Source organism: Providencia sp. PROV223 (assembly GCF_028479245.1).
Lineage (GTDB): Bacteria > Pseudomonadota > Gammaproteobacteria > Enterobacterales > Enterobacteriaceae > Providencia > Providencia rettgeri.
The window spans coordinates 13,674-35,799 of sequence record NZ_JAMPNG010000025.1; the positions used below are offsets into that span (position 1 = coordinate 13,674).

17 protein-coding genes are annotated in these 22,126 nt (G+C 42.0%); 13 read left to right on the top strand and 4 right to left on the bottom strand.

Annotated elements, in window-relative coordinates:
- Positions 1–327 precede the first annotated feature (327 nt).
- The 11 genes from agaR to PR767_RS19560 all read left to right on the top strand — a co-directional run bounded on the left by agaR (position 328) and on the right by PR767_RS19560 (position 10,302).
- Positions 328–1,104: a transcriptional repressor AgaR gene (agaR, locus tag PR767_RS19510; RefSeq protein WP_115166442.1), complete on the top strand. Its 777-nt coding sequence runs from the start codon at positions 328–330 to the stop codon at positions 1,102–1,104.
- A gap of 51 nt (positions 1,105–1,155) precedes the next feature.
- On the top strand, positions 1,156–2,439 hold the full coding sequence (kbaZ, locus tag PR767_RS19515; protein WP_272520834.1) for a tagatose-bisphosphate aldolase subunit KbaZ: 1,284 nt from the start codon (positions 1,156–1,158) through the stop codon (positions 2,437–2,439).
- 8 nt (positions 2,440–2,447) lie between these two features.
- The gene (locus PR767_RS19520; protein ID WP_115166440.1) at positions 2,448–3,632 is read left to right on the top strand and encodes an SIS domain-containing protein; all 1,185 of its coding nucleotides are present in this window, start codon (positions 2,448–2,450) and stop codon (positions 3,630–3,632) included.
- Between the two features lie 34 nt (positions 3,633–3,666).
- Complete coding sequence (agaV, locus tag PR767_RS19525; RefSeq protein ID WP_115166439.1) at positions 3,667–4,161, top strand: PTS N-acetylgalactosamine transporter subunit IIB; 495 nt, start codon at positions 3,667–3,669, stop codon at positions 4,159–4,161.
- Positions 4,162–4,215: 54 nt separating this feature from the next.
- Entirely contained in the window at positions 4,216–4,986 is a 771-nt protein-coding gene (agaW, locus tag PR767_RS19530) for a PTS N-acetylgalactosamine transporter subunit IIC (protein ID WP_004264436.1), read from the top strand.
- Positions 4,976–5,863 carry a PTS system mannose/fructose/sorbose family transporter subunit IID gene (locus PR767_RS19535; protein WP_117163054.1) on the top strand — a complete coding sequence of 296 codons (888 nt, stop codon included), beginning with the start codon at positions 4,976–4,978 and terminating at the stop codon, positions 5,861–5,863. Before agaW ends, PR767_RS19535 begins: the two co-directional genes overlap by 11 nt.
- Positions 5,864–5,925: 62 nt before the next feature.
- On the top strand, positions 5,926–6,357 hold the full coding sequence (gene agaF / locus PR767_RS19540; RefSeq protein ID WP_115166437.1) for a PTS galactosamine/N-acetylgalactosamine transporter subunit IIA: 432 nt from the start codon (positions 5,926–5,928) through the stop codon (positions 6,355–6,357).
- Positions 6,354–7,526, top strand: coding sequence for an N-acetylglucosamine-6-phosphate deacetylase (gene nagA / locus PR767_RS19545; RefSeq protein ID WP_272520835.1), 1,173 nt, complete (start codon positions 6,354–6,356; stop codon positions 7,524–7,526). Before agaF ends, nagA begins: the two co-directional genes overlap by 4 nt.
- Positions 7,527–7,563: 37 nt before the next feature.
- On the top strand, positions 7,564–8,394 hold the full coding sequence (gene kduI / locus PR767_RS19550; protein WP_272520836.1) for a 5-dehydro-4-deoxy-D-glucuronate isomerase: 831 nt from the start codon (positions 7,564–7,566) through the stop codon (positions 8,392–8,394).
- A 67-nt stretch (positions 8,395–8,461) separates the two neighbouring features.
- Positions 8,462–9,217 (top strand): 2-dehydro-3-deoxy-D-gluconate 5-dehydrogenase KduD, encoded by a 756-nt coding sequence (kduD, locus tag PR767_RS19555; RefSeq protein WP_115166435.1) that lies wholly within the window; start codon positions 8,462–8,464, stop codon positions 9,215–9,217.
- 17 nt (positions 9,218–9,234) lie between these two features.
- Positions 9,235–10,302, top strand: a complete 1,068-nt coding sequence (locus PR767_RS19560) for a glycoside hydrolase family 88/105 protein (protein WP_272520837.1) — start codon at positions 9,235–9,237, stop codon at positions 10,300–10,302.
- 334 nt (positions 10,303–10,636) lie between these two features.
- On the opposite strand, the gene PR767_RS19565 is transcribed toward PR767_RS19560, so the two are convergent.
- On the bottom strand, positions 10,637–11,356 hold the full coding sequence (locus PR767_RS19565) for an oligogalacturonate-specific porin KdgM family protein (RefSeq protein WP_117163059.1): 720 nt from the start codon (positions 11,354–11,356) through the stop codon (positions 10,637–10,639).
- Between the two features lie 124 nt (positions 11,357–11,480).
- Positions 11,481–13,040, bottom strand: coding sequence for a sulfatase-like hydrolase/transferase (locus PR767_RS19570; RefSeq protein ID WP_115166431.1), 1,560 nt, complete (start codon positions 13,038–13,040; stop codon positions 11,481–11,483).
- A gap of 894 nt (positions 13,041–13,934) precedes the next feature.
- Between PR767_RS19570 and pepT the strand changes: the two genes are divergently transcribed.
- Positions 13,935–15,188 (top strand): peptidase T, encoded by a 1,254-nt coding sequence (gene pepT / locus PR767_RS19575; protein ID WP_272520838.1) that lies wholly within the window; start codon positions 13,935–13,937, stop codon positions 15,186–15,188.
- On the top strand, positions 15,185–16,558 hold the full coding sequence (gene dcuC / locus PR767_RS19580; protein WP_109913195.1) for a C4-dicarboxylate transporter DcuC: 1,374 nt from the start codon (positions 15,185–15,187) through the stop codon (positions 16,556–16,558). Before pepT ends, dcuC begins: the two co-directional genes overlap by 4 nt.
- 69 nt (positions 16,559–16,627) lie before the next feature.
- Here the strand turns inward: dcuC and PR767_RS19585 are convergent, their stop codons facing one another.
- Both PR767_RS19585 and rpoC read right to left on the bottom strand, forming a co-directional pair.
- Positions 16,628–17,581, bottom strand: a complete 954-nt coding sequence (locus PR767_RS19585; RefSeq protein WP_442959525.1) for a VWA domain-containing protein — start codon at positions 17,579–17,581, stop codon at positions 16,628–16,630.
- A gap of 294 nt (positions 17,582–17,875) precedes the next feature.
- Positions 17,876–22,099 carry a DNA-directed RNA polymerase subunit beta' gene (rpoC, locus tag PR767_RS19590; RefSeq protein WP_109913197.1) on the bottom strand — a complete coding sequence of 1,408 codons (4,224 nt, stop codon included), beginning with the start codon at positions 22,097–22,099 and terminating at the stop codon, positions 17,876–17,878.
- Positions 22,100–22,126: the final 27 nt, after the last annotated feature.

Here is a 22,126-nt window from a genome sequence, read left to right on the forward strand (position 1 = left end):
CGAAATTTAAATATCACCTTCACACTTTATGCCGATTTTTGAGCTTATATTCCGCGAATTTTTTGCAAATATTGCTAATATTTATGCAAAACACCGAGTTTGCTCAGTAAAAGTACAATTATTGATACTTTATTGATTGGATACTTTCTTATTCGAAGATATGATATTTAAAATTTGAAAATATCCGTAAGCAAACAACATACAAATCGAAACTTTGTGAAAGAGATCAAAAGTTTTGTTTTTTTTCGTTGTCGGTATTTTTTAGCGTAGTAAACTTAATTCGAAATCAAATGAAAACAAATCATTTGATTTCGTAAGGAGATGAAAGTGAAAGCGGCTGTTGAAAGGCGCATGGAAATCCTCGACATGATTAACCAACAAGGTAAAGCACGGGTCGAAGATTTAGCCGAAATATTTAAAGTTTCAAGTGTCACCATCCGTAGCGATTTAAGCTTTCTTGAAAAAAATGGTTATGTGGTCCGCTCCCATGGGGCAGCAATTCCAAATACTGGGTTTATTGCTGAACTAAGCATTCACGAAAAACGGGGACAGAATGCGGGCACAAAAACATTAATAGGGAAAGCAGCCGCCGCGCTCATTAATGATGGCGACACGATCATTTTAGACTCGGGGACAACGACACGAGAAATTGCGACACACTTAAAGTCGCGGGATAACGTCGTTGTCATGACTAACGGTTTAGATGTCGCAATGGAGTTAGCAACAGCCGCAGGCGTTGATGTACTAATGACTGGCGGCGCATTGCGCAAAAATGCTTTATCGTTTTCTGGCTCACAAGCAGAAAATAGCCTCAGAAATTATCGTTTTGACAAGGTTTTTCTTGGGGTTGATGGTTTCGATTTACGCGTTGGTATCACGACACACAATGAACAGGAAGCTAGCCTTAACCGGTTAATGTGTGAAATCTCGGAAACAGTTATTGCGGTTGCTGATTCTACGAAATTTGGTAAGCGCAGTTGTCATATGATCCGTGAATTCGCTGATATTGATGTTTTGGTGACAGACTCTGGGATCCCTGATGAATATGTCCAAGAGTTGAAAAACCATAAAATTGAAGTAATCATCGTCGATAAAGAGCAATAATTCGCTAACTCCATTAACAATACAACCGTGTTGATTGTGGAGTTAGTATTAATGCATCCTTTAGAAAAGATTGTTCAGCAAAATAAACTTGGTAAACAGAATGGTATTTATTCTGTTTGCTCAGCCCACCCATTTGTTATTGAAGCTTCATTGCATCAAGCGCTGGATGATGATTCCTTTCTTTTAATTGAAGCCACATCAAATCAAGTTGACCAATTTGGTGGCTATACGGGTATGACTCCGGCTGATTTTTTCAATTATGTGATTGAAAAAGCAGAAAAAATCAATTTCCCTCTGAATAAGTTAATTCTTGGTGGTGACCATTTAGGCCCAAATCGTTGGCAAGGGCTTAAGGCCGCTGATGCCATGGATAATGCCGATGTTCTGATTGAACATTACGTTGCCGCAGGGTTCAAAAAAATCCACCTTGACTGTAGTATGTCCTGCGCAGATGACCCCGTTCCACTCTCGGATGAAATCGTTGCACAACGTGCCGCCCGACTCGCTGTTATTGCAGAAAAAACCGCCAAAGAAAAATTTGGTTACAGCGATATCGTGTATGTTATTGGTACTGAAGTCCCCGTACCAGGTGGAGCAACTGAAGCGCTTGAAGGCGTTGAAATCACAGCCCCACAAGCCGCGAGAAAAACCTTAGACTGCCATGCGAAAGCGTTCGAAAAAGCAGGTGTCGGTGACTGTTGGGCACGTGTTATTGGCCTCGTCGTTCAACCGGGTGTGGAATTTGATCATACTGGTATTATTGATTATCAACCCGAAAAAGCACAAGCATTAAGTCAAGTAGTTGATGATTACCCTCATCTCGTTTTTGAAGCACACTCAACCGATTACCAAACACCTAATGCTTATAAGCAGCTCGTTCAAGACCACTTTGCCATTTTAAAAGTTGGTCCGGCTTTAACATTTGCTATGCGAGAAGCCCTCTATTCTCTATGTGAAATTGAGAATGAAATGTTCCCGGCAGAACAGTGTTCTCACTTAAAAGAGAAAATGGAACAGTTGATGTGTCGTGAGCCCGAATTTTGGCAAAAATACTACCATGGTAATGCCCAGCAGCAAGCTTTTGCTCGCGTTTATAGCTTTAGTGACCGTATTCGTTATTACTGGCCTGATAAAGAAATTAACCAAGCCATAGAAATACTGATGGCTAACTTATCTTCAAAACCAATCCCGTTACCACTTTTAAGCCAATACATGCTGCATCAATTCAAACAATTAAGAGAAGGCATGCTCGATGGCTCAGCGAAATCCTTTATTTTTGCAAAAATTCGCGACGTACTTTCGGTATATGCCGATGCATGTAAATTTAGTCACTGAGGTTTGACATGGAATATTTAAGCTATCAAACACCCGAGCTCGAAAAGCTAAACGCATTCTGGACAGCAAAAGAAATTGAGCAACAACCTGAATGCTGGGAAAAAACAAACCAGCTAATACAAGAGCAACGTACTGAAATTGATACATTTTTAGCTAAAGTGCTTCAGGCATCGGACGCACGCATTATCATGACGGGTGCTGGAACATCGGCTTTCGCTGGCCGCGCTCTTGCCCCCGTTCTCACCGGTCATTTAAAACGCCGAGTGGATGCCATTGCCACCACGGATTTAGTCGCTGATCCAAAAGAATATTTAGCGGAAGACGTACCAACGTTACTAATTTCTTTTGCTCGCTCAGGCAATAGCCCCGAAAGTGTTGCCGCCCTCGACGTGGCAGAAAAATGCCTCACTCAATGTTACCACTTAGTTTTAACCTGTAACGAGCAAGGACAGCTATATCGTTATTGCCAAAATAATACCAATGCATTAGCCATTTTAATGCCTGAAGAGTCAAATGACCGTTCATTAGCCATGACTTCAAGCTTTTCATCCATGATGATGGCGGCACTGTGTATTTTCTTAACAGAATCCTTCTATTTAAACGAAATTAAACCTTATTTCTACGATTATCACGACATTTTTACTCAATTTAACCACCGTATCCGGGAAGAATACGCGGGTAAATTTAAACGAGTCATTTATTTAGGTAGTGGTGGCCTACAAGGTCTTGCACAAGAAGCCGCTCTAAAAATGTTGGAATTAACAGCTGGTAAGGTCGTTGCTAACTTCGACACACCGTTAGGCTTTCGCCATGGACCGAAATCTATCGTCAATAAGGAAACGTTAATCGTGCTGTTTCTGTCAAACGATAAATACACTAGACAGTATGAAACTGACTTATTAAGAGAGGTAATTCACGATAATGCTTCAGCAAAAGTGATCGCGGTCACCTCCTCTTCTGATGACACACAAATAGAGGAAAGTTTTGTTTATATTAAAAAAATGGAGCAATGCTCAGACTCAGCCCTATTTTTCCCTTATTTAATGTTAGCGCAGGCCTTTGCATTCCATAGTTCCATTGCACTGGGGAATACACCGGATAACCCATCTCCAACCGGAGAAATTAATCGAGTTGTTCAAGGTGTCACTATTTACCCGTTCTCATATCAAGAAGATGGCGTCATGCCTTCTTAATGATAAATATAGCTAATAATAAGAGAGCAATTATATGCACGCACCAAATATTGTCTGGACCCGAATCGATGAGCGTTTATTACATGGGCAAATTCGAATCACTTGGGGTAAACACACTGAAGCAAATTTAATTCTTGTCGCTAATGATGATGCTGCGGATGGCCCTAATGCTGCTTTTATGCAAGCAGGAATGAAAGCCTCCGCGGGTGGAGAATATGCCGTCCGATTTTTCTCTATCGAAAAAACTATCGATGTCATTCACAAAGCGTCTCCTCGTCAAAAAATCTTTATTCTTTGCAATAACCCAACAGATGTTGCCCGCCTTGTCGAAGGCGGCGTTCCTATCACTCACTGTAATGTTGGCAATATGCACTTCCATGAAGGAAAACGCCAAATTACCAAAACAGTGTCTGTGGATGAGCGCGACTTAGAAGCATTTCGTCGGCTTGTCGACAAAGGAGTCGCTTGCACGATTCAAAATACTCCCGATCAAACCCCCGTTAATGTTCTTACTCTCGCATCAGCATAAGCATAAGCAGATTGAGATAACAACTTAACACTAAGGCGTTTAAGGAAAACTATTATGATTTATGAAGCTTCTCTTGTGGCTTTATGGGCCTTCTTTTGCGGTATAGATAAGTATGACGTTGCACTCAATATCCACCGCCCACTGATCACAGGGCCTGTTGTCGGCCTGATTATGGGTGATATGCAAGTCGGTTTAATTGCGGGTGCAACATTAGAATTAGCTTGGCTTGGGCTTGTTCCAAATGCAGGAGCTCAGCCACCTGATGTTACTTTAGGCACTATCGCCGCCGTTGCATTTGCCATTATGACTAATCAATCACCAGCGGTAGCGATGGGGATTGGTATGCCAATTGCCGTTCTCATGCAAATGATCATTATCGGCTTTTTTGCTATTACCGCGTTCACCATGGGTAAAGCTGACCGCTACGCTGAAAAAGCCGATGCGGCGGGGATCTCTCGGTTATTAGTCGCCACAATTACCGTTCGTTCTTTACTCTACGCGATCGTCGCCTTTGTAACGGTTTACTTCGGTGAACACGCAGCACAGTGGATTGATGAAAATACACCAAAAGTGCTCCTCGAAGGCTTAGGTATTGGGGCGAAAATGGTTCCAGCAATTGGCTTCGCGATGTTGTTGAAAATTATGTGGTCAAAAGAAGTGGCGGGTGTGTTCTTTGTTGGTTTCGTTATGACCACTTATCTCAAACTGCCAATTATGGCAGTAGCAATACTCGGCGCATCTGCGGCGGCTCTGTATTACTTCTTCAGCGGTAACAACAACAAGAATAACTCACAACAAAATGAGGATTTTGAAGATGGTATCTGATAACAAAACAACAGTAGAAACAAAAAACTTACCTGTGGAATCCTACGTTGATGGCGTTGATGAATATCAAGATACCACTGTCCGCAAAGTCATCACGAAAGGCGATCTATGGCGCTGTGCTTTTCGTGGGCTATTTATGGAAGGTAACTTTAACTTTGAACGTATGCAAGGAGGTGGCTTTGCATTCTCCATCATCCCAGCCCTACGCAAAATTCATGGTAATAACAAACGAGATTATGCAACCGCACTGAAAAATCACTTACAGTTTTTCAATGCGAGTCCAAAATTATTTACTTTCTTACTTGGTACTGCCGTTGCCATGGAAGAAAACAAAGAGAAACCTTCTACGGTCAACGTCATGAAAGTGGCAGGCATGGGCCCAACAGGTGGAATTGGCGATGCTATCGACCATATGACACTGATGCCACTGACTTTAGCATTAGGTGCATCTATCGCAATGGAAGGCTCAATTGCCGGCCCATTCGTTTTCTTCTTTTTGTACCAAATTGTTCACTTTTTTGTCTATTTCGGTTTGATGTTCATGGGATATCGTGCAGGTACTGCAGCGATGGTTAACATGAGCGATGCAACAGAAAAACTCGCTAAAGCCGCCAACATCATGGGGATTTTTGTCATCGGGGCGCTTTCCGCCACCTTCATAAAAGTACAAACCACCGCTGCTGTCGAGGTGGGTGGCAAAGTGGTCGAACTACAAACCGCCTTGTTTGACAAAATCATGCCTAACTTACTCCCTCTGTGTCTTGTCTTTTTGATGTTCAAAATGGTGAAAGGGACAGGCTTTTGGGCAAAACCGCCAGTACTTATCTTCTCTGTCTTAGCCTTCGGTGTTATTGGCCATGTACTTGGTGTGATGTAACAAAATCGTATTAAATTATTTTTAGGTGGGTAGCAAAGTTACCCACCAGCAAGGAGTTATAAATGATTGGTTTGATTGTTTCTGGGCACATTAATTTTGCGAGCGGTATGGCTTCCGCCGTCAAAGCCATCGCAGGTGAACAGGAAAATATGGTGTTTATTGATTTTGTTGAAACCCTTTCTCCCGACGAATTGGAACAACAAATGCGAGCAGCAATGGACGCCATGAATTGTGAACAAGTACTTTTTCTTACCGACCTTCCTGGTGGAACCCCTTGTAACCGAGCTATGGCAATTATGATGGAAGATAAATCCGTTGAAGTTTTAGCTGGAGTTAATTTGCCGATGATCGTCAATGCGGCATTGGAACGTGAAGGCGTTGATGCGAAAGAACTTCTTTCTATCTTACAGGATATTGGTACTAGCAGTATCCAAGACCTACGTCAGCAGCTGGCTATGATATCAGAGCCTGAATTTGAAGAAGATGGCCTATGAAACAGCAATACGCCATTTTAGCGGATCGCACCTTTACTCCTGAAGGAATTCGCTATCAGCAGTATGTTCGAGTGTGCAACGGTGTTATACAGGAAATTACGGATACTGCTCCCGAACACTGCCCTGTTATCCGTCTTGAAGACCGCTCCTTACTGCCGGGGTTTGTTGATATCCATATTCATGGGCGTGCTGGTGCAGATGTCATGGATGCAAGCCAACAAGGGTTGCAAACCATTGCTGATGCATTAATCAAAACCGGCGTTGTGGCTTGGGTGGGAACCACCGTCACCGCACCAATGAATGATATTAAACGCGCACTCACCCAAGTGTGTGAATTTATCACCAAGCCGCAAACATCAGGAGCCCAATTAGTCGGCAGTTTTTTAGAAGGCCCTTACTTCACTGAACGTCATCGAGGCTCACATCCTGTTAAGTACTTAAAATCGCCGACCATTCATGAATTAGAAGACCTTATGCAATGTGCTAATCACACACTTTTGCGTGTTGCAGTTGCACCTGAAGCTGAAGGTGCCATTGAGGCTATTGATTGGTTAGTACAACACGGTATTAAAACCAGTGTTGCACATACCGCCGCCGATTTCATGCAAACCAGTCTTGCATTTTCCCAAGGAGCAGATTGTGGTGTGCATCTTTATAACGGGATGACCGGTTTACACCATAGAGAACCCGGTTGCTGTGGCGCAGTGTTGTACCACGATGTTCTTGCGGAACTGATTGCCGATGGCATTCATGTTCATCCCGTCATGATGCAGCTAGCGTATCGAATGAAAGGTTATCAGCGGCTCGCTTTAATCACAGATTGTATGCGAGCTGGCGGCCTACCAGATGGTGATTATGCCCTTGGGGCACAAACGGTAAAAGTCACGCAAGGGCAAGCTCGCACAGCCGATGGCTCTCTTGCGGGCAGTACATGTAGCCTTGATAACGCATTGCGCAATATGGTGCAACTCGCTCATGTTCCTGAGTGGGAAGCTGTACAAATGGCCACATCGGTCCCCGCTCAATACCTTGGAATTGATGACCAATTTGGCTACATCCGAGTTGGGGCTCAAGCTAATTTTGCCGTTGTTGATAATAATTTTTATCTAACAGATACATTCATCAGAGGTGAACACGTTCACTCTGTATTCGGGGATACCGACCATTAAGGTTGGTTACCTATCAGTAAATCATGAGGTATTTATAATGGAAATTCGTCAACCAATTCACAGCGAGCATGCAAAAACACTTGATACTGAAGGCTTACGCAAACAGTTCCTGATCGAGAACTTGTTCCGTGAAGAGGAAATGAATCTCACTTATAGCCATATCGACCGCATCATTGTGGGCGGCATTGTTCCAACACAAAAGCCACTCGCTCTTATGGCAGGAAAAGCATTAGGCGTTGAGTTCTTTCTTGAGCGTCGAGAACTGGGTGCAATTAATATTGGGGGGGCTGGTCAAGTTATCGTTGACAGCGAAACTTATGATATCGCACCAAAAGAAGCTATTTATATTGGTATGGGTGCTAAATCTGTCGAGTTTATCAGTAACGATGCCATTACCCCTGCACGTTTTTACATGAACAGTGCTCCTGCACACCATACCTATCCAACACGCAAAATTACTATCGAACAAGCTTCACCAGAAAAATTGGGTAATGTTGAAAATTGTAACGTTCGAACCATTTATAAATTCTTACACCCATCTATTTTACCAACCTGCCAATTATCAATGGGCATGACAGTACTCGAACCCGGTAGCTTATGGAATACCATGCCATGCCATACCCATGAGCGCCGTATGGAAGTGTATCTGTATTTCAATATGCAAGAAGACAACGTTGTTTTCCATTATATGGGTGAGCCTTCGGAAACCCGCCATATTGTTGTTCGTAATGAACAAGCCGTCATTAGTCCAAGCTGGTCTATTCACTCAGGAGTGGGAACCGCGGCTTATACATTTATATGGGGAATGGTTGGGGAAAACCAGGTATTCCACGATATGGACCATGTCGCGATGAAAGATCTGAAATAACCCTTTTATCTTTTTAACATAATAAAAATCGATGTGGCAGTACTGCCACATCGTAAGTGAGGCACAGATGAACTTATTTGATTTAACAGGAAAAGTTGCGATTGTCACTGGATGTAATACCGGTTTAGGTCAAGGGATGGCAATTGGTTTAGCCCAAGCAGGCGCGGATATTGTCGGGGTTGGTATTCAAGATGCCCCTGAAACACGTACTCAAGTTGAAGCTTTAGGCCGTAAATTTCACTATATTATCATGAATTTAATGGAACAAGACGGGTTACAAACTTTAGTTGATGATGCGGTATCCGCTATGGGCCATGTTGATATCCTTGTCAATAATGCGGGTATTATTCGCCGTGAAGACTTATTAGAGTTTAGTGAAAAAGATTGGGACGATGTGATTAATATTAATCAAAAAACCTTATTCTTTTTATCTCAACGTGTTGCACGCCAATTCGTGAAGCAAGGTAATGGCGGGAAAATTATTAATATTGCATCAATGCTTTCATTCCAAGGTGGTATTCGGGTTCCATCTTACACAGCAAGCAAGTCAGCTGTCATGGGGCTCACTCGTGCTCTTGCTACTGAGCTTTCCCAATATAACATTAATGTGAATGCAATCGCCCCAGGTTACATGGCAACAGACAACACAGCAGCACTACGCGCAGATGCAGACCGCAACGCGGCTATCTTAGAGCGCATTCCTGCAGGTCGTTGGGGAACACCTGAGGATTTAGCAGGACCAGCCATCTTTTTAGCCTCCAAAGCAAGCGACTATATTAATGGTTATACCATTGCTGTTGATGGTGGCTGGTTAGCTCGCTAATCCATCAGGAGAAAATAATGGAACAATCATCATTACCAAAACCATTACAACGTAATACGGTTTTAGATGATATGAAACGAGTTTATCGTTATCAATCAAAAAACCAAGTACGCAGTGTACTTCGTCGTAGTGGCAAAACCCGTTTTATCAAAGATACAGACTGGGAACGTGGTGTTCTGTGGTCTTGTGTTGCTGCTGCATGGCAAGCAACACAGGATAACGAATATCTCGCTGGTGTATTGGATTACACATTACATACAGGATTTCGTACAGGGCCTAACCCGCGTTTTGCCGATGACCACGTCTGCACCCAAGCCTATTTAGCTGTGAGTTCACAATTTGATCATCCAGAAGTCCTTGAACCCACTATTAACGCATTCAACCTTATGTTAGCAGAGCCAAAACCAGGTCGAGAGGACTGGTGGTGGTGTGATGCACTTTTCATGGCCCCTCCAGCTTTTGCTGCATTATCAACTAAAATGAATGACGGTCGCTATTTCGATTACATGCATACCGCTTATTGGGATGCGATAGAACATTTGCGTGATCCTGAAACTGGCTTAATTTATCGCGATTATCGTTATATTCCTGATGGTAAAGGTGGTGAATTGCGTGAAAAAAATGGTGAGAAAGTATTTTGGAGTCGAGGCATTGGTTGGGTCATTGCGTCTATCCCTCGTATCTTACAATCTTTACCTAATGATTTCCCTGCCCGCCAGCAATATGTAAATTTATTTACGGAGCTAATGGAAACTGTTATTCAATACCAGCAAGAAGATGGCTTCTGGCGTACCAGTTTACTTGACCCGCAAAGCTTCCCCGCTCCCGAAAGTAGCGCCACCGCATTATTTTGCTATGGCTTAGCATGGGGGTTAAACCAAGGTTTGCTGGAAGAAATGCGTTATCTGCCTTTACTCGAAAAATCATGGCGTGCACTACAAAACTGTATTCACCCTAATGGCATGTTAGGTTGGGTGCAGCTTCCGGCGTTCAATCCACGAGAAGTCAAGTATGAACATAATATGGATTATGGGGCAGGAGCCTATTTGTTAGCAGCAAGTGAAGTTATTCAACTCAAAATTTAATTCATTACAACCCGATTTACCATTGCTCAAGTTGTCATTTCATTACTTTCTTTTTGGCCAATTTATTGGCCATTTTTCTTGCTTTTTTTCCGTATTTATTTATCCCTTCACTTTAAAAATAGGCAATAAAAAAACCCACGATGATTCGTGGGTCAGGCTGCCGACAAACATATTGTATTTGGCGGCAAGTCTAATAGGTTTTGAAAATAAACTAGGAAAATCAATTTATTGATTTTCGGCTGATAATACAAAGCGGGAAAAACCACGCTTTTATCCCGCTTTGTCAACAACCTCACCCGCGATGATTCGTGGGTATATTTAATAAAAAACGATATTACCAAGTATATTGAATACCTACACGGAAACGTGTTTGGCGGTCACTTGAAAACCTATTTTCTTTCACATTACCCACTTCAACAAATGGGCGCCATAAAGCACCATCATCCGCTTTAATGTCATAACGAAGGCGAACGTTGTGTTGATAATCGAATTTCTTATCATTATAAAGAGGTTGAGCGTTGTCAGCCATTTCCCACATTAAATCTAACTGATATTGCAGGTCTAAGTTACCCCATTTGTAACCTATCCAGCTATCAAACTCCTGGATTTTAGAATGGTAATTACTGCCGTTTTCCCCAGCTTGACCATAATCCCATACTTTCCATTTATAACGGCCTTGCAAACGAATACCATTATCGAATGTATAATTTAAACGGACATAAGGCACATAAACTAAACCTAATTTATCAAAATCAAGAGAAGCACCGATAAGTCCCACTAAATTTGGGTTCAACTTTGTATAATAAAAAGCTGAAAATTCTGAACCATCAATTTTCATTGCATCATAGGCACCATCTTTATTCCCATAACGTGCATCGAGTTCAAATCCAATATTTTTTCCTGTATCCAAGAAAGCTTTAATTCTATCTCCACTTTTCCCTGATGCATCTAAATATTGGTGACGGTATTCAATTGTTGTTTTATAGTTATTTGCGAGAGCAGATTGTGATGAAATTGCAAATAACACTGCACTAGCAATAATTAATCTTTTCATTATCTTTATTCCAAAGCTGTGTGCTATTTAAGCACGAGGATAGTGATTCCCTGTTTTATTAGAGAATAATAATTTCATTATTTTTAGTTATTACCGCCTAATTAATTAGGCGGCAAAAAATAATTTATTTAACTTCACACGCTGAGACTTTCTTATTTAATTTATTTGTTGTTGCCGTAATAAACTCTGTTGGTCTCCAAGAGTCACCGGTTTTTTCTAACCACGGTATGAGCTCATCTTTAATTAATTTATCAATAATTGGCTTGTTTTCATCTGCCACATTTTTCATTTGATAAGGGTCATTCACATTATCATAAAGCGTATATTTCAGTGGCTGTCCATCTTGGCGATCAATAACCAGTGTATGAGTTTTCGTTCTCACACCGCGTTTACCAAACGAAGGTTCACCATACGGAATGAATAAGTAAAGTTGAGAATTGGCAACATCCCCCTCACCAGTAACCACTCGCTCAGCTAAATTACTTCCTTCAACTGAGCCGGGAATCCATTGCTCTAATCCTAATAAACCTAGAATCGTTGGGTAGATATCCGGTGCTGACATTAATGCATCATCTTGCCCCGGTTTAATTTTACCCGGTAACCGAAACATCATCGGAACACGCATTGATTCATCATAAGGGTTATTTTTTGTCGGCTGCCCATTTGCACCAAGACAACTACCATGATCAGAGAAGAAAACGACCAATGTATTATCAGCAAGTCCCTGTTTTTCAAGTTCATCAACGATACGCCCAAATTGTTCATCGACGCCGTTTACCATCGCCAGATATTCTTTAAAATATTGAGGACCATAACCTTCTTGGTATTCCACATCCCATTTAACGTTTGGGCGAGTATTTAACTCTTGCGAGGTTTTCCCTTTATAGACATCAAGATATTTTTGTGGGACTTGGTCATACGGTGAATGCGGAGGGTTCATTGAAACAACCAGCGCAAATGGCTTAGTATTATCACGGTATTGTCCATTTTTATTCTGTAAGAATTTTATGGCCATATCCGCTTCGTGCTCTGGTCCCCATTGGTCGATATAAATAGGTTTTTCTCGTGGTGTATTATTGGCCCAATACATCGGTTTCATATGCAAATCATATGTGCCATAGGAGTACCAAAAATCAAAGCCATGGCGGCGGTTTGGTGCTGCCCATTCATTCCAATAACGCCCTTCCATCGGATTGTTATAGCTTTCAATGAAAGGTGCATATGGCGCATCCAAATGCCATTTACCAATATAACCCGTGCTGTAATCCAATGATTTCAAAACATCAGACCAACAATTAGCGTAAGGTGATAAATCAATCCCTACCTTCCCACCATAATCGTGTGCGTTGCCTGTAATACCGTTACGTACAGGATATTGCCCAGTCATAAACATGCCACGAAATGGAGAACATAGTGGGTAATTGGATGCCATTTGTGTCATGACTTTTGATTGTTTGGCAAACTTATTTAAATTAGGGGTAATTGACGGGTCTTCTCCCATAAATTGTAACGCATGGGCACGCATCTCATCGGGGAATACTATCAATAAGTTAGGGGAGTTATCGGGCCGATAAGGCTTAATATTTGAAGGTTTTCCATCACTGGCTAAAATGGGACTAGAAACCGACATTGCTGCACCGCTGGCTGCTAATCCTTTTATAAAGGTTCTGCGCGAAACAGTCATTGCTTCATCCTCTTTTTGCTTACGTTTTCTTTCGTTTTTGGTTAATACATATTATTTATACTTTTACATAAGATCAAAAAGTAAGTGATCGAAAATACCAAAATTCAAGTAGAGATCACAAAAAGTAAGCAATTCATCGAAAACAAGTCGATTACCTCACAGTAAAAAAATGATGACAACTTAGCAAAAATAACCATAATCAAATGATTTTTAATAAAAACAAACAATTCAGAGATACTGAGCACAAAAGTAGAATTTTGCTTTGAAATTACATAGCAAGTGGTAGTTAAAAATCGACATTAAATTTTCATTTACTTTCAAAGAAGGATGGATAGAGGCAATGTGAAACAATACAAAAAAAATTTTTTATCACTATCCTATAAAAATCAACCAATATAAGGGGCATTATAAAATTTATTCAATTATCTAAATGAAAGATAAAGAAATAAAATGTCAAAATATGATTTTAAGCATTCATTCCATCTACTTTTCTATTAATATTGTTAAATTAAAATTGTTTTTATTTTTAGAATAAATTATTTTTTAGTTACCCAGCAACAATATATATTAATTAAATTTAAGATAGAGTGAGTTTAATACTAGGTGTTAAATAAAATATACATCGTGAAGGAATATTATCACGTATCAATATCAATAATTTAACAATGTAAAATAAGATAGGAATAAAGTCACTCATTTTAATTCATTATGCGAATAATGCCACTATTAATTATCAATTTTATATTCCCACTAGCATTTCTTAGAAAAATTCAACAGGTCTGATATTCAGAATATCTTCAGTTGTGATACAAGAATAATACTGTGAAATGAAATTACAGTCACAGATATAACTAATGTAAAACGCATTCTATAAGATGCTGGGGAATTAAAAGAATGAATATTGTTGAGCGATTTATTTCTTACACCAAAATTAACACCACCACTGATAGGGAAAAGGGCGCGGCAGGGATTATGCCATCCTCAGAAGGGCAACGTGTCCTTGCGAAACAATTGGTTCAGGAGCTCGAGGCTCTGGGCGTTGAAGACATTAAACTGCGTGACACTGCTATTGTCACCGCAACGTTACCTTCCAACCTTGATTATGATGTCCCAACCGTCGCTTTCTTCGGCCACTTAGACACTAGTGCAGAACAAACTAATGATACTAAGGCGCAAATCTTGCCATACACCGGTGAAGATTTATGCATGAATAAAGAGCTTAATATTTATCTACGTAAGAGTGAATTCCCTGAATTGGTGAACTACATTGGTGATGACATTATTGTCACTGATGGAACCAGCCTATTAGGTGCTGACGATAAAGCGGCAATTGCCTCTATCATGGATATGCTGCAATACTTTAAGCAAAACCCAGAAATCAAGCACGGAACCATTAAAATTGGTTTTGTTCCGGACGAAGAACAAGGCCTCCGTGGCGCAAAAGTTTTTGATGTTAAAGAGTTTGGAGCAGATTTTGCTTACACCTTAGACTGCTGCGGTATTGGTGAACTTGTGTATGAAAACTGGAATGCGGGTGATGCCGAAATCATCTTTACGGGTAAATCAGCTCATCCAATGTCTGCGAAAGGCAAACTCGTTAATTCATTATTAATGGCGCAAAAATTTATTGCCATGTTACCCGGCGGTGAAGCCCCTGAATATACAGATGGTCGCGAAGGCTATTATTGGGTGAAACAAATGTCAGGTAATAGCGCTCGTACCGTGTTAAAAATGGACATTCGCGATTTTACCGAAGACGGCTATCGCAAACGTATGGCTTTCTTAAAACAATTAGCAGAAAGCTGTGAAAGTCTCTGGGGCAGCGAAAGTGTTGTTTGTAAGCTATCAGATCGCTATTCTAACGTTTACAACAGCCTACAAGATGATAACCGTTACCCTATTGATATTGCTGTTGACGCCTACCAAGCTTGTGGTATTACACCAAAAGTCATTCCTATGCGTGGTGGCTATGATGGAGCCGCATTATCACAAAATGGGTTACCTTGCCCTAACATCTTCACAGGTGCACATAACTTCCATTCAATCTATGAATATCTACCTGTTAAATCCCTACATGCCGCCAGCGATGTATTAAAACAAGTGGTACAAATCACCGCTGAACGCTTCAAATCAGGAGCTAAAGCATGATCCCAATTCTAACGGTTCTGATTATCGTTGTTTTGGTTGCGCGGTTTATTTTGAAGGGATACAAAGCTGAGCCGGTATTATTAATTGCAGGCTTAGTATTGATGATATTCACCCTAGCCCTTGGCTGGGGGCCTATCCTCCCTAAAAATGTCGCCACCACCGGTATCACTTGGCTCGATCCATTTGAAGTCATGCGAGATTTATTCAGTAGCCGCGCAGCAGATCTCGGTTTAATGATCATGGCATTGATGGGCTTTGCGCACTATATGGACCATATAGGTGCCAATGAAGCGGTAGTACGTGTTGCAACCAAGCCACTGAAAAATATGCGTTCACCTTATGTACTACTATTTTTCTCTTTCTTACTGGCAAGTATCTTGCAATTAGCCATTCCATCAGCAACAGGCTTAGCTGTATTGTTAATGGGTACCATGTTCCCCATTATGATTGGTTTGGGATTATCACCTGCTTCTGCGGCTGGGGTTATCGCTACATCCCTTGGTGTGGCCTATACTCCAACGGCAATTGATGCTATCCGTGGTGCAAAAGCTGTCGATATGTCTGTTGTTGAATATGTACTTTACTATCAAGGCCCTGCCGCGTTAGCGACTGTATTGGTAGTCGGTATTACCCATATTTTCTGGCAACGTCATTGTGACCGTAAGCAAGGTTTCGTGCCTGAAATTGGTAAAGCTGTTCAGTCCCATGAAAAAGAGGAAACGACTAAGTCCGTTCCTGGATATTATGCAATTCTTCCTATGTTACCCATTATTATGGCAGTAGGAACATCCAATTTGTTCTTTTCCGGTATTCACTTAGATGTTGTGACTATCGTACTGATTGCGATGGCAATTTGTATGGTGATTGAAACACTTCGCGTACGTAATTTCAAAACGGTTTGTAATGGCTTCCAAACATTTTTAAATGGTATGGGTCATGCATTCAGTAATGTAGTTGGCTTATTGGTTGCTGCTGGTGTGTTCGCTCATGGTATTAAAGTCAGTGGAGCAATTGACCAACTGATTTTAGGTGCTGAGTCCGTCGGCTTGCCACCATTTGCCATGGCGATTGTATTTGCATTAGTGACCCTTGCAGCAGCCATTATTATGGGTTCAGGTAATGCACCATTCCTTGCATTCGTTGAGTTAATTCCACAAATTGCGCATAGCATGGGCGCTAACCCAATCGCCATGATCCTACCAATGCAACAAGCTTCACACATGGGTCGAGGTATGTCACCAGTCGCGGGAGTTATTATTGCCGTATCGAGTGGGGCAAAACTGCAACCTTTTGATGTCGTGAAACGAACCGCTGTACCATTGATGGTTGGGTTTGTCGCGCACTGTGCAATTATTGGTATTTTTTATTAATCACGAAACTTATCAGTAATAACTATAAAAGCGGGGATATTTTCCCGCTTTTATTTTCATAACACAATATTAATGTTTACACTGGCATGAATCATCATGTTTCGTATCTGAGTCTATTGGGCAACAAGAGTTGATAGTTTTATTGATGATATCGGACAATGTATTTACTGTATTGATAATTAATGGCAAGTTGTCACACACCGCATCACAATTTAATAAACCTTTATCTGGTTTTACTGGTGGTGTTAAGCTGTCACACAATATTTCCTGTAAAACCAAGGAGAAATTTGCAATCCCTGTGGTGTAAATGTACGCACGTCCGTCGGTTTCTTTGGCTAGTCGTTCATACTCCCTCGTCACGTTATCTCTATCAGCAAGAGTCGGAAAACGATCTAGATTTGTTGGGCTATCATCCGGTGTACCTTGGTAGGTATACACCTTAATTCCTCTTTCTTGAGCGACAGATATGGCTTCATTATTTTTTGCAATTGCAGCACGAGTAAGAATTCCGCCGCCACCTTCCATCCCTTCATCACCCAACACAAAAATAGCCCTACGCGCATCATCACGCCAATCAAAATGTTTACTAATATCAATAACCGCGCGACATAAATCTTCTTTATTTCCAGCATGATCTCGCCCATCGGATTCTTTAAACGGTAATCTTGCTTGTAGATCCCTTTCGTTCGCTCCGATCTTAATTAAATATTCACTGGCAGATTGATCAAACTTAGTGTTTGCCCAAGTCCCTTCAATACCTAAAAATGTGGCACGAAGATGCGATGGACATTTTGCTGATGCCGCTTCAATCGTCGCATCAATCTGTTTACTTAAATCCCCTGCTTCATCAGCCATTGAACCACTGGTGTCGATAACAACAACTAAATCTAACGCAATTTGTCCGTTCCCAGTGACTATCTGAGATGTATTCATTACCCCTAATGAATTTGATAATAAACCATGATAAGCCGAAAGGCTGGCTTGATTTGTATCTACCTGTTCATTTGTCTTTTTTTTATCCATCGTATATTCCTTTTATTTATTCCTATTAAATAATTTGAAAGTGATTTTTGTATTATTATTTTTATTACCGTTTAATTTTTAACCCGGAAAATTATTATTACGTTTTTTCACTGGCCGATATATTTTAAAAATAGAAATACGTATTACATATTCAGATAAATTTAAGAAATAAAAGGATTTATTGATGAATTCAAATTAGAAAAATAAAAATCAATTTATCATTTTATTAGATATAAAAAAGCCAGTACCTTTCGGTACTGGCTTCTGTCAGGAATTTTGCAGTGAAATCAGAAATTAGTTCTGGTTGTCGCTGCTGAAACCTGCATTTAACAGCTCAGCTAAGTTCGCTGTTGCTTCATCTGCACTGACTTGTGGTGCATCCACAACATCGTTCAGATGACGGCGGCGGATACGGTCTTGGTGATACGCAAAACCAGTACCTGCTGGGATCAGACGTCCAACAATTACGTTTTCTTTCAGACCGCGCAGTTCATCACGTTTACCTGCAACTGCTGCTTCAGTCAGTACGCGTGTCGTTTCTTGGAACGATGCTGCTGAGATAAAGGATTCTGTTGCCAGAGATGCCTTAGTAATACCCAACAGGTCACGAGCAAAGTTCGCTGGAATTTTGCCTTCTTGTTCCAGTTTACGGTTAGAAACTTTAACACGTGAGTACTCGACTTGTTCACCTTCGAGGAATTCAGAACTTCCTGCATCCGCGATAGTGACTTTACGCAGCATCTGACGAACGATAACTTCAATGTGTTTATCGTTAATCTTAACGCCTTGTAAGCGGTAAACTTCCTGAACCTCGTTAGTGATATAACGCGTAACAGCATGGACACCACGCAAACGCAGAATATCGTGTGGAGATTCTGGACCATCGGAAACCACGTCACCACGTTCAACGATCTCACCTTCGAACACGTTAAGCTGACGCCATTTAGGGATCATCTCTTCGTACGGATCGCTACCATCTAATGGTGTGATAACCAGACGACGCTTCCCTTTGGTTTCTTTACCAAACGAGATAATACCGCTGATTTCAGCCAAGATTGCAGGCTCTTTCGGACGACGTGCTTCGAACAAGTCAGCTACGCGTGGCAGACCACCCGTGATATCTTTAGTACCCACAGATTCTTGTGGAATACGCGCTAAGGTATCACCGACATTGATTGCGATGCCATCATCTAACTGAACAATTGCTTTACCCGGTAAGAAGTACTGAGCAGGCATGTCTGTGTTAGGTATAAGAACGTCGTTACCATTTGCGTCAATAACACGTAAAGCAGGACGTAGGTCTTTACCACCACTGGTACGTTCCGCAGTATCCAGAACAACGATTGAAGACAGACCGGTTAATTCATCAGTCTGACGCGTCATTGTTTGACCATCAAGCATGTCAGAGAAGCTGATAATACCCGATACTTCACTGACGACTGGCATGGTATGTGGATCCCAGTTCGCAACAGTTTCACCGCCCGTTACTGCATCGCCATCGCCTTTCGTCAAGTGCGCACCGTAAGGGACTTTATAGCTTTCTTTAGTACGACCGAATTCGTCAATCAGACGCAGCTCTGTATTACGTGAAGTAATAACCAGTTTACCTTCTGAGTTCGTAACGAATTTTGCGTTAACCAGTTTCAGAGTACCTGTGTTACGGACTTGAATGCTAGATTCTGCCGCCGCACGAGATGCCGCACCCCCGATGTGGAACGTACGCATCGTTAACTGTGTACCCGGCTCACCGATTGACTGTGCCGCGATAACCCCGATAGCTTCACCTTTGTTGATGATGTGACCACGAGCAAGGTCACGACCATAACAGTGAGCACACACACCGAAGTCAGTTTCACAACTTACAACTGAACGAACTTTAACGCTGTCGACTGAGTTAGCTTCTAACAGGTCACACAGTTTTTCGTGCAGTAATGTATTACGTGGAACTAGAATGTCCGCAGTTCCTGGGATCAGGATATCTTCTGCAGTCACACGACCCAGTACACGCTCACGCAGTGGTTCTTTAACGTCGCCACCCTCGATAACCGGAGTCATCAGGATACCTTCGTGAGTTCCACAGTCGTCTTCAGTTACCACCAAGTCCTGTGCAACGTCAACTAAACGACGTGTCAGATAACCGGAGTTCGCTGTTTTCAATGCGGTATCGGCAAGACCTTTACGCGCACCGTGCGTAGAAATAAAGTACTGGAGAACGTTCAGACCTTCACGGAAGTTTGCCGTGATTGGTGTTTCGATGATTGAGCCATCTGGCTTAGCCATCAGACCACGCATACCGGCTAGCTGACGAATCTGAGCTGCAGAACCACGAGCACCGGAGTCGGCCATCATAAAGATACTGTTGAAAGAAACTTGTTGTTCTTCGACGCCATCACGGTTAATAACCGCTTCAGTCGATAAGTTTTCCATCATCGCTTTAGCAACACGTTCGTTTGCCGCTGCCCAGATATCGATAACTTTGTTGTAACGTTCGCCTGCTGTAACCAGACCAGACTGGAACTGTTCCTGAATTTCTGCAACTTCAGCTTCTGCTTCGGCGATAATTCCAGCTTTTTTCTCTGGAATAACCATATCATCGATACCAACTGATGCACCAGAACGTGCCGCATAGGCAAAACCGGTATACATGATTTGGTCAGCAAAAATAACAGTAGGCTTCAGGCCCAGAACACGGTAACAGGTGTTCAGCATTTTAGAGATCGCTTTTTTACCTAACGCTTGGTTAACCAATTCGTAAGGCAGACCTTTCGGTACGATCATCCATAAAATTGCACGACCAACAGTAGTGTCAACTAAGCCCGTGTTGATTGTGATGTTACCTTCCGAATCTTTTACTTCTTCAGTGATACGGACTTTAACGCGGGCATGCAGTGACGCATGACCTGAACGGTAAACACGCTCAGCTTCTTTAGGACCGGCTAATACCATGCCCTCGCCTTTCGCGTTTACGCAGTCACGTGTCATGTAGTAAAGACCCAATACAACGTCCTGTGAAGGAACGATGATAGGCTCACCACTTGCAGGTGACAGGATGTTGTTGGTTGACATCATCAACGCACGTGCTTCTAACTGAGCTTCCAGAGTCAGAGGAACGTGTACCGCCATTTGGTCTCCATCGAAGTCGGCGTTATATGCCGCACAAACGAGTGGGTGCAATTGGATAGCTTTACCTTCGATAAGAATAGGTTCGAAAGCTTGGATACCCAGACGGTGAAGTGTTGGTGCACGGTTCAGCATAACTGGGTGTTCACGGATAACTTCATCCAAGATATCCCAAACAACCGCTTCTTCGCGCTCAACCATTTTCTTCGCAGCTTTAATGGTTGTTGCCAGACCACGTAATTCTAATTTGCCATAGATAAATGGTTTGAATAACTCAAGAGCCATTTTCTTAGGCAGACCGCACTGATGCAGACGCAGGTATGGACCTACGGTGATAACAGAACGACCTGAGTAGTCAACACGCTTACCAAGTAAGTTCTGACGGAAACGACCTTGTTTACCTTTGATCATATCTGCCAAAGATTTCAGAGGACGTTTGTTAGAACCTGTGATTGCGCGACCACGACGACCGTTATCTAACAGGGCGTCAACCGCTTCTTGCAACATACGTTTTTCGTTACGTACGATGATGTCTGGCGCAGCCAGATCCAGGAGGCGTTTCAGACGGTTATTACGGTTGATTACGCGACGATACAGATCGTTTAGATCTGATGTTGCGAAACGACCACCATCGAGTGGAACTAATGGACGCAGATCCGGTGGTAATACAGGTAATACGTTTAAGATCATCCACTCTGGCTTGTTACCAGATTGGATAAATGCTTCTAGCAGTTTGATACGCTTAGTCAGCTTCTTACGCTTAGTTTCAGAGTTAGTTTCGTTTAACTCTTCGCGCAGCGTTTCACACTCGTTCTCAAGATCGAGGTTTTTCAGCAGGCCTTGGATTGCTTCCGCACCCATTTTCGCATCAAATTCGTCACCGAACTCTTCCAGCGCATCTAAGTATTGCTCTTCTGTCAGAATCTGTGCACGCTCAAGGCTAGTCATACCGCCTTCAACAACTACATATGATTCAAAGTACAGAACGCGTTCGATATCACGCAGTGGCATATCAAGCAGCAAGCCGATACGGGATGGCAGTGATTTTAAGAACCAAATGTGTGCAGTCGGAGATGCAAGTTCAATGTGACCCATGCGCTCACGACGGACTTTGGTCTGTGTAACTTCAACGCCACACTTCTCACAAATCACACCACGGTGTTTTAAACGTTTGTACTTACCGCACAGACATTCGTAGTCTTTTACTGGCCCGAAAATACGCGCACAGAAAAGACCGTCACGCTCAGGTTTGAACGTACGGTAGTTAATGGTTTCTGGCTTTTTAACTTCACCGAATGACCATGAACGGATCATATCAGGTGATGCCAGAGCAATCTTGATAGCATCAAACTCTTCGGTCTTGGTTTGCGCTTTCAGAAACTTTATTAAGTCTTTCACAAAATGCTCCTGTCGGAGTTAGACCTG

Coding starts and splice junctions, on each gene's coding strand:
- kbaZ (WP_272520834.1), top strand. CDS start 1,156: ATGCATCCTTTAGAAAAGATTGTTCAGCAAAATAAACTTGGTAAACAG.
- PR767_RS19520 (WP_115166440.1), top strand. CDS start 2,448: ATGGAATATTTAAGCTATCAAACACCCGAGCTCGAAAAGCTAAACGCA.
- agaV (WP_115166439.1), top strand. CDS start 3,667: ATGCACGCACCAAATATTGTCTGGACCCGAATCGATGAGCGTTTATTA.
- agaW (WP_004264436.1), top strand. CDS start 4,216: ATGATTTATGAAGCTTCTCTTGTGGCTTTATGGGCCTTCTTTTGCGGT.
- PR767_RS19535 (WP_117163054.1), top strand. CDS start 4,976: ATGGTATCTGATAACAAAACAACAGTAGAAACAAAAAACTTACCTGTG.
- agaF (WP_115166437.1), top strand. CDS start 5,926: ATGATTGGTTTGATTGTTTCTGGGCACATTAATTTTGCGAGCGGTATG.
- nagA (WP_272520835.1), top strand. CDS start 6,354: ATGAAACAGCAATACGCCATTTTAGCGGATCGCACCTTTACTCCTGAA.
- kduI (WP_272520836.1), top strand. CDS start 7,564: ATGGAAATTCGTCAACCAATTCACAGCGAGCATGCAAAAACACTTGAT.
- kduD (WP_115166435.1), top strand. CDS start 8,462: ATGAACTTATTTGATTTAACAGGAAAAGTTGCGATTGTCACTGGATGT.
- PR767_RS19560 (WP_272520837.1), top strand. CDS start 9,235: ATGGAACAATCATCATTACCAAAACCATTACAACGTAATACGGTTTTA.
- PR767_RS19565 (WP_117163059.1), bottom strand. CDS start 11,356: ATGAAAAGATTAATTATTGCTAGTGCAGTGTTATTTGCAATTTCATCA.
- PR767_RS19570 (WP_115166431.1), bottom strand. CDS start 13,040: ATGACTGTTTCGCGCAGAACCTTTATAAAAGGATTAGCAGCCAGCGGT.
- pepT (WP_272520838.1), top strand. CDS start 13,935: ATGAATATTGTTGAGCGATTTATTTCTTACACCAAAATTAACACCACC.
- dcuC (WP_109913195.1), top strand. CDS start 15,185: ATGATCCCAATTCTAACGGTTCTGATTATCGTTGTTTTGGTTGCGCGG.
- PR767_RS19585 (WP_442959525.1), bottom strand. CDS start 17,581: ATGGATAAAAAAAAGACAAATGAACAGGTAGATACAAATCAAGCCAGC.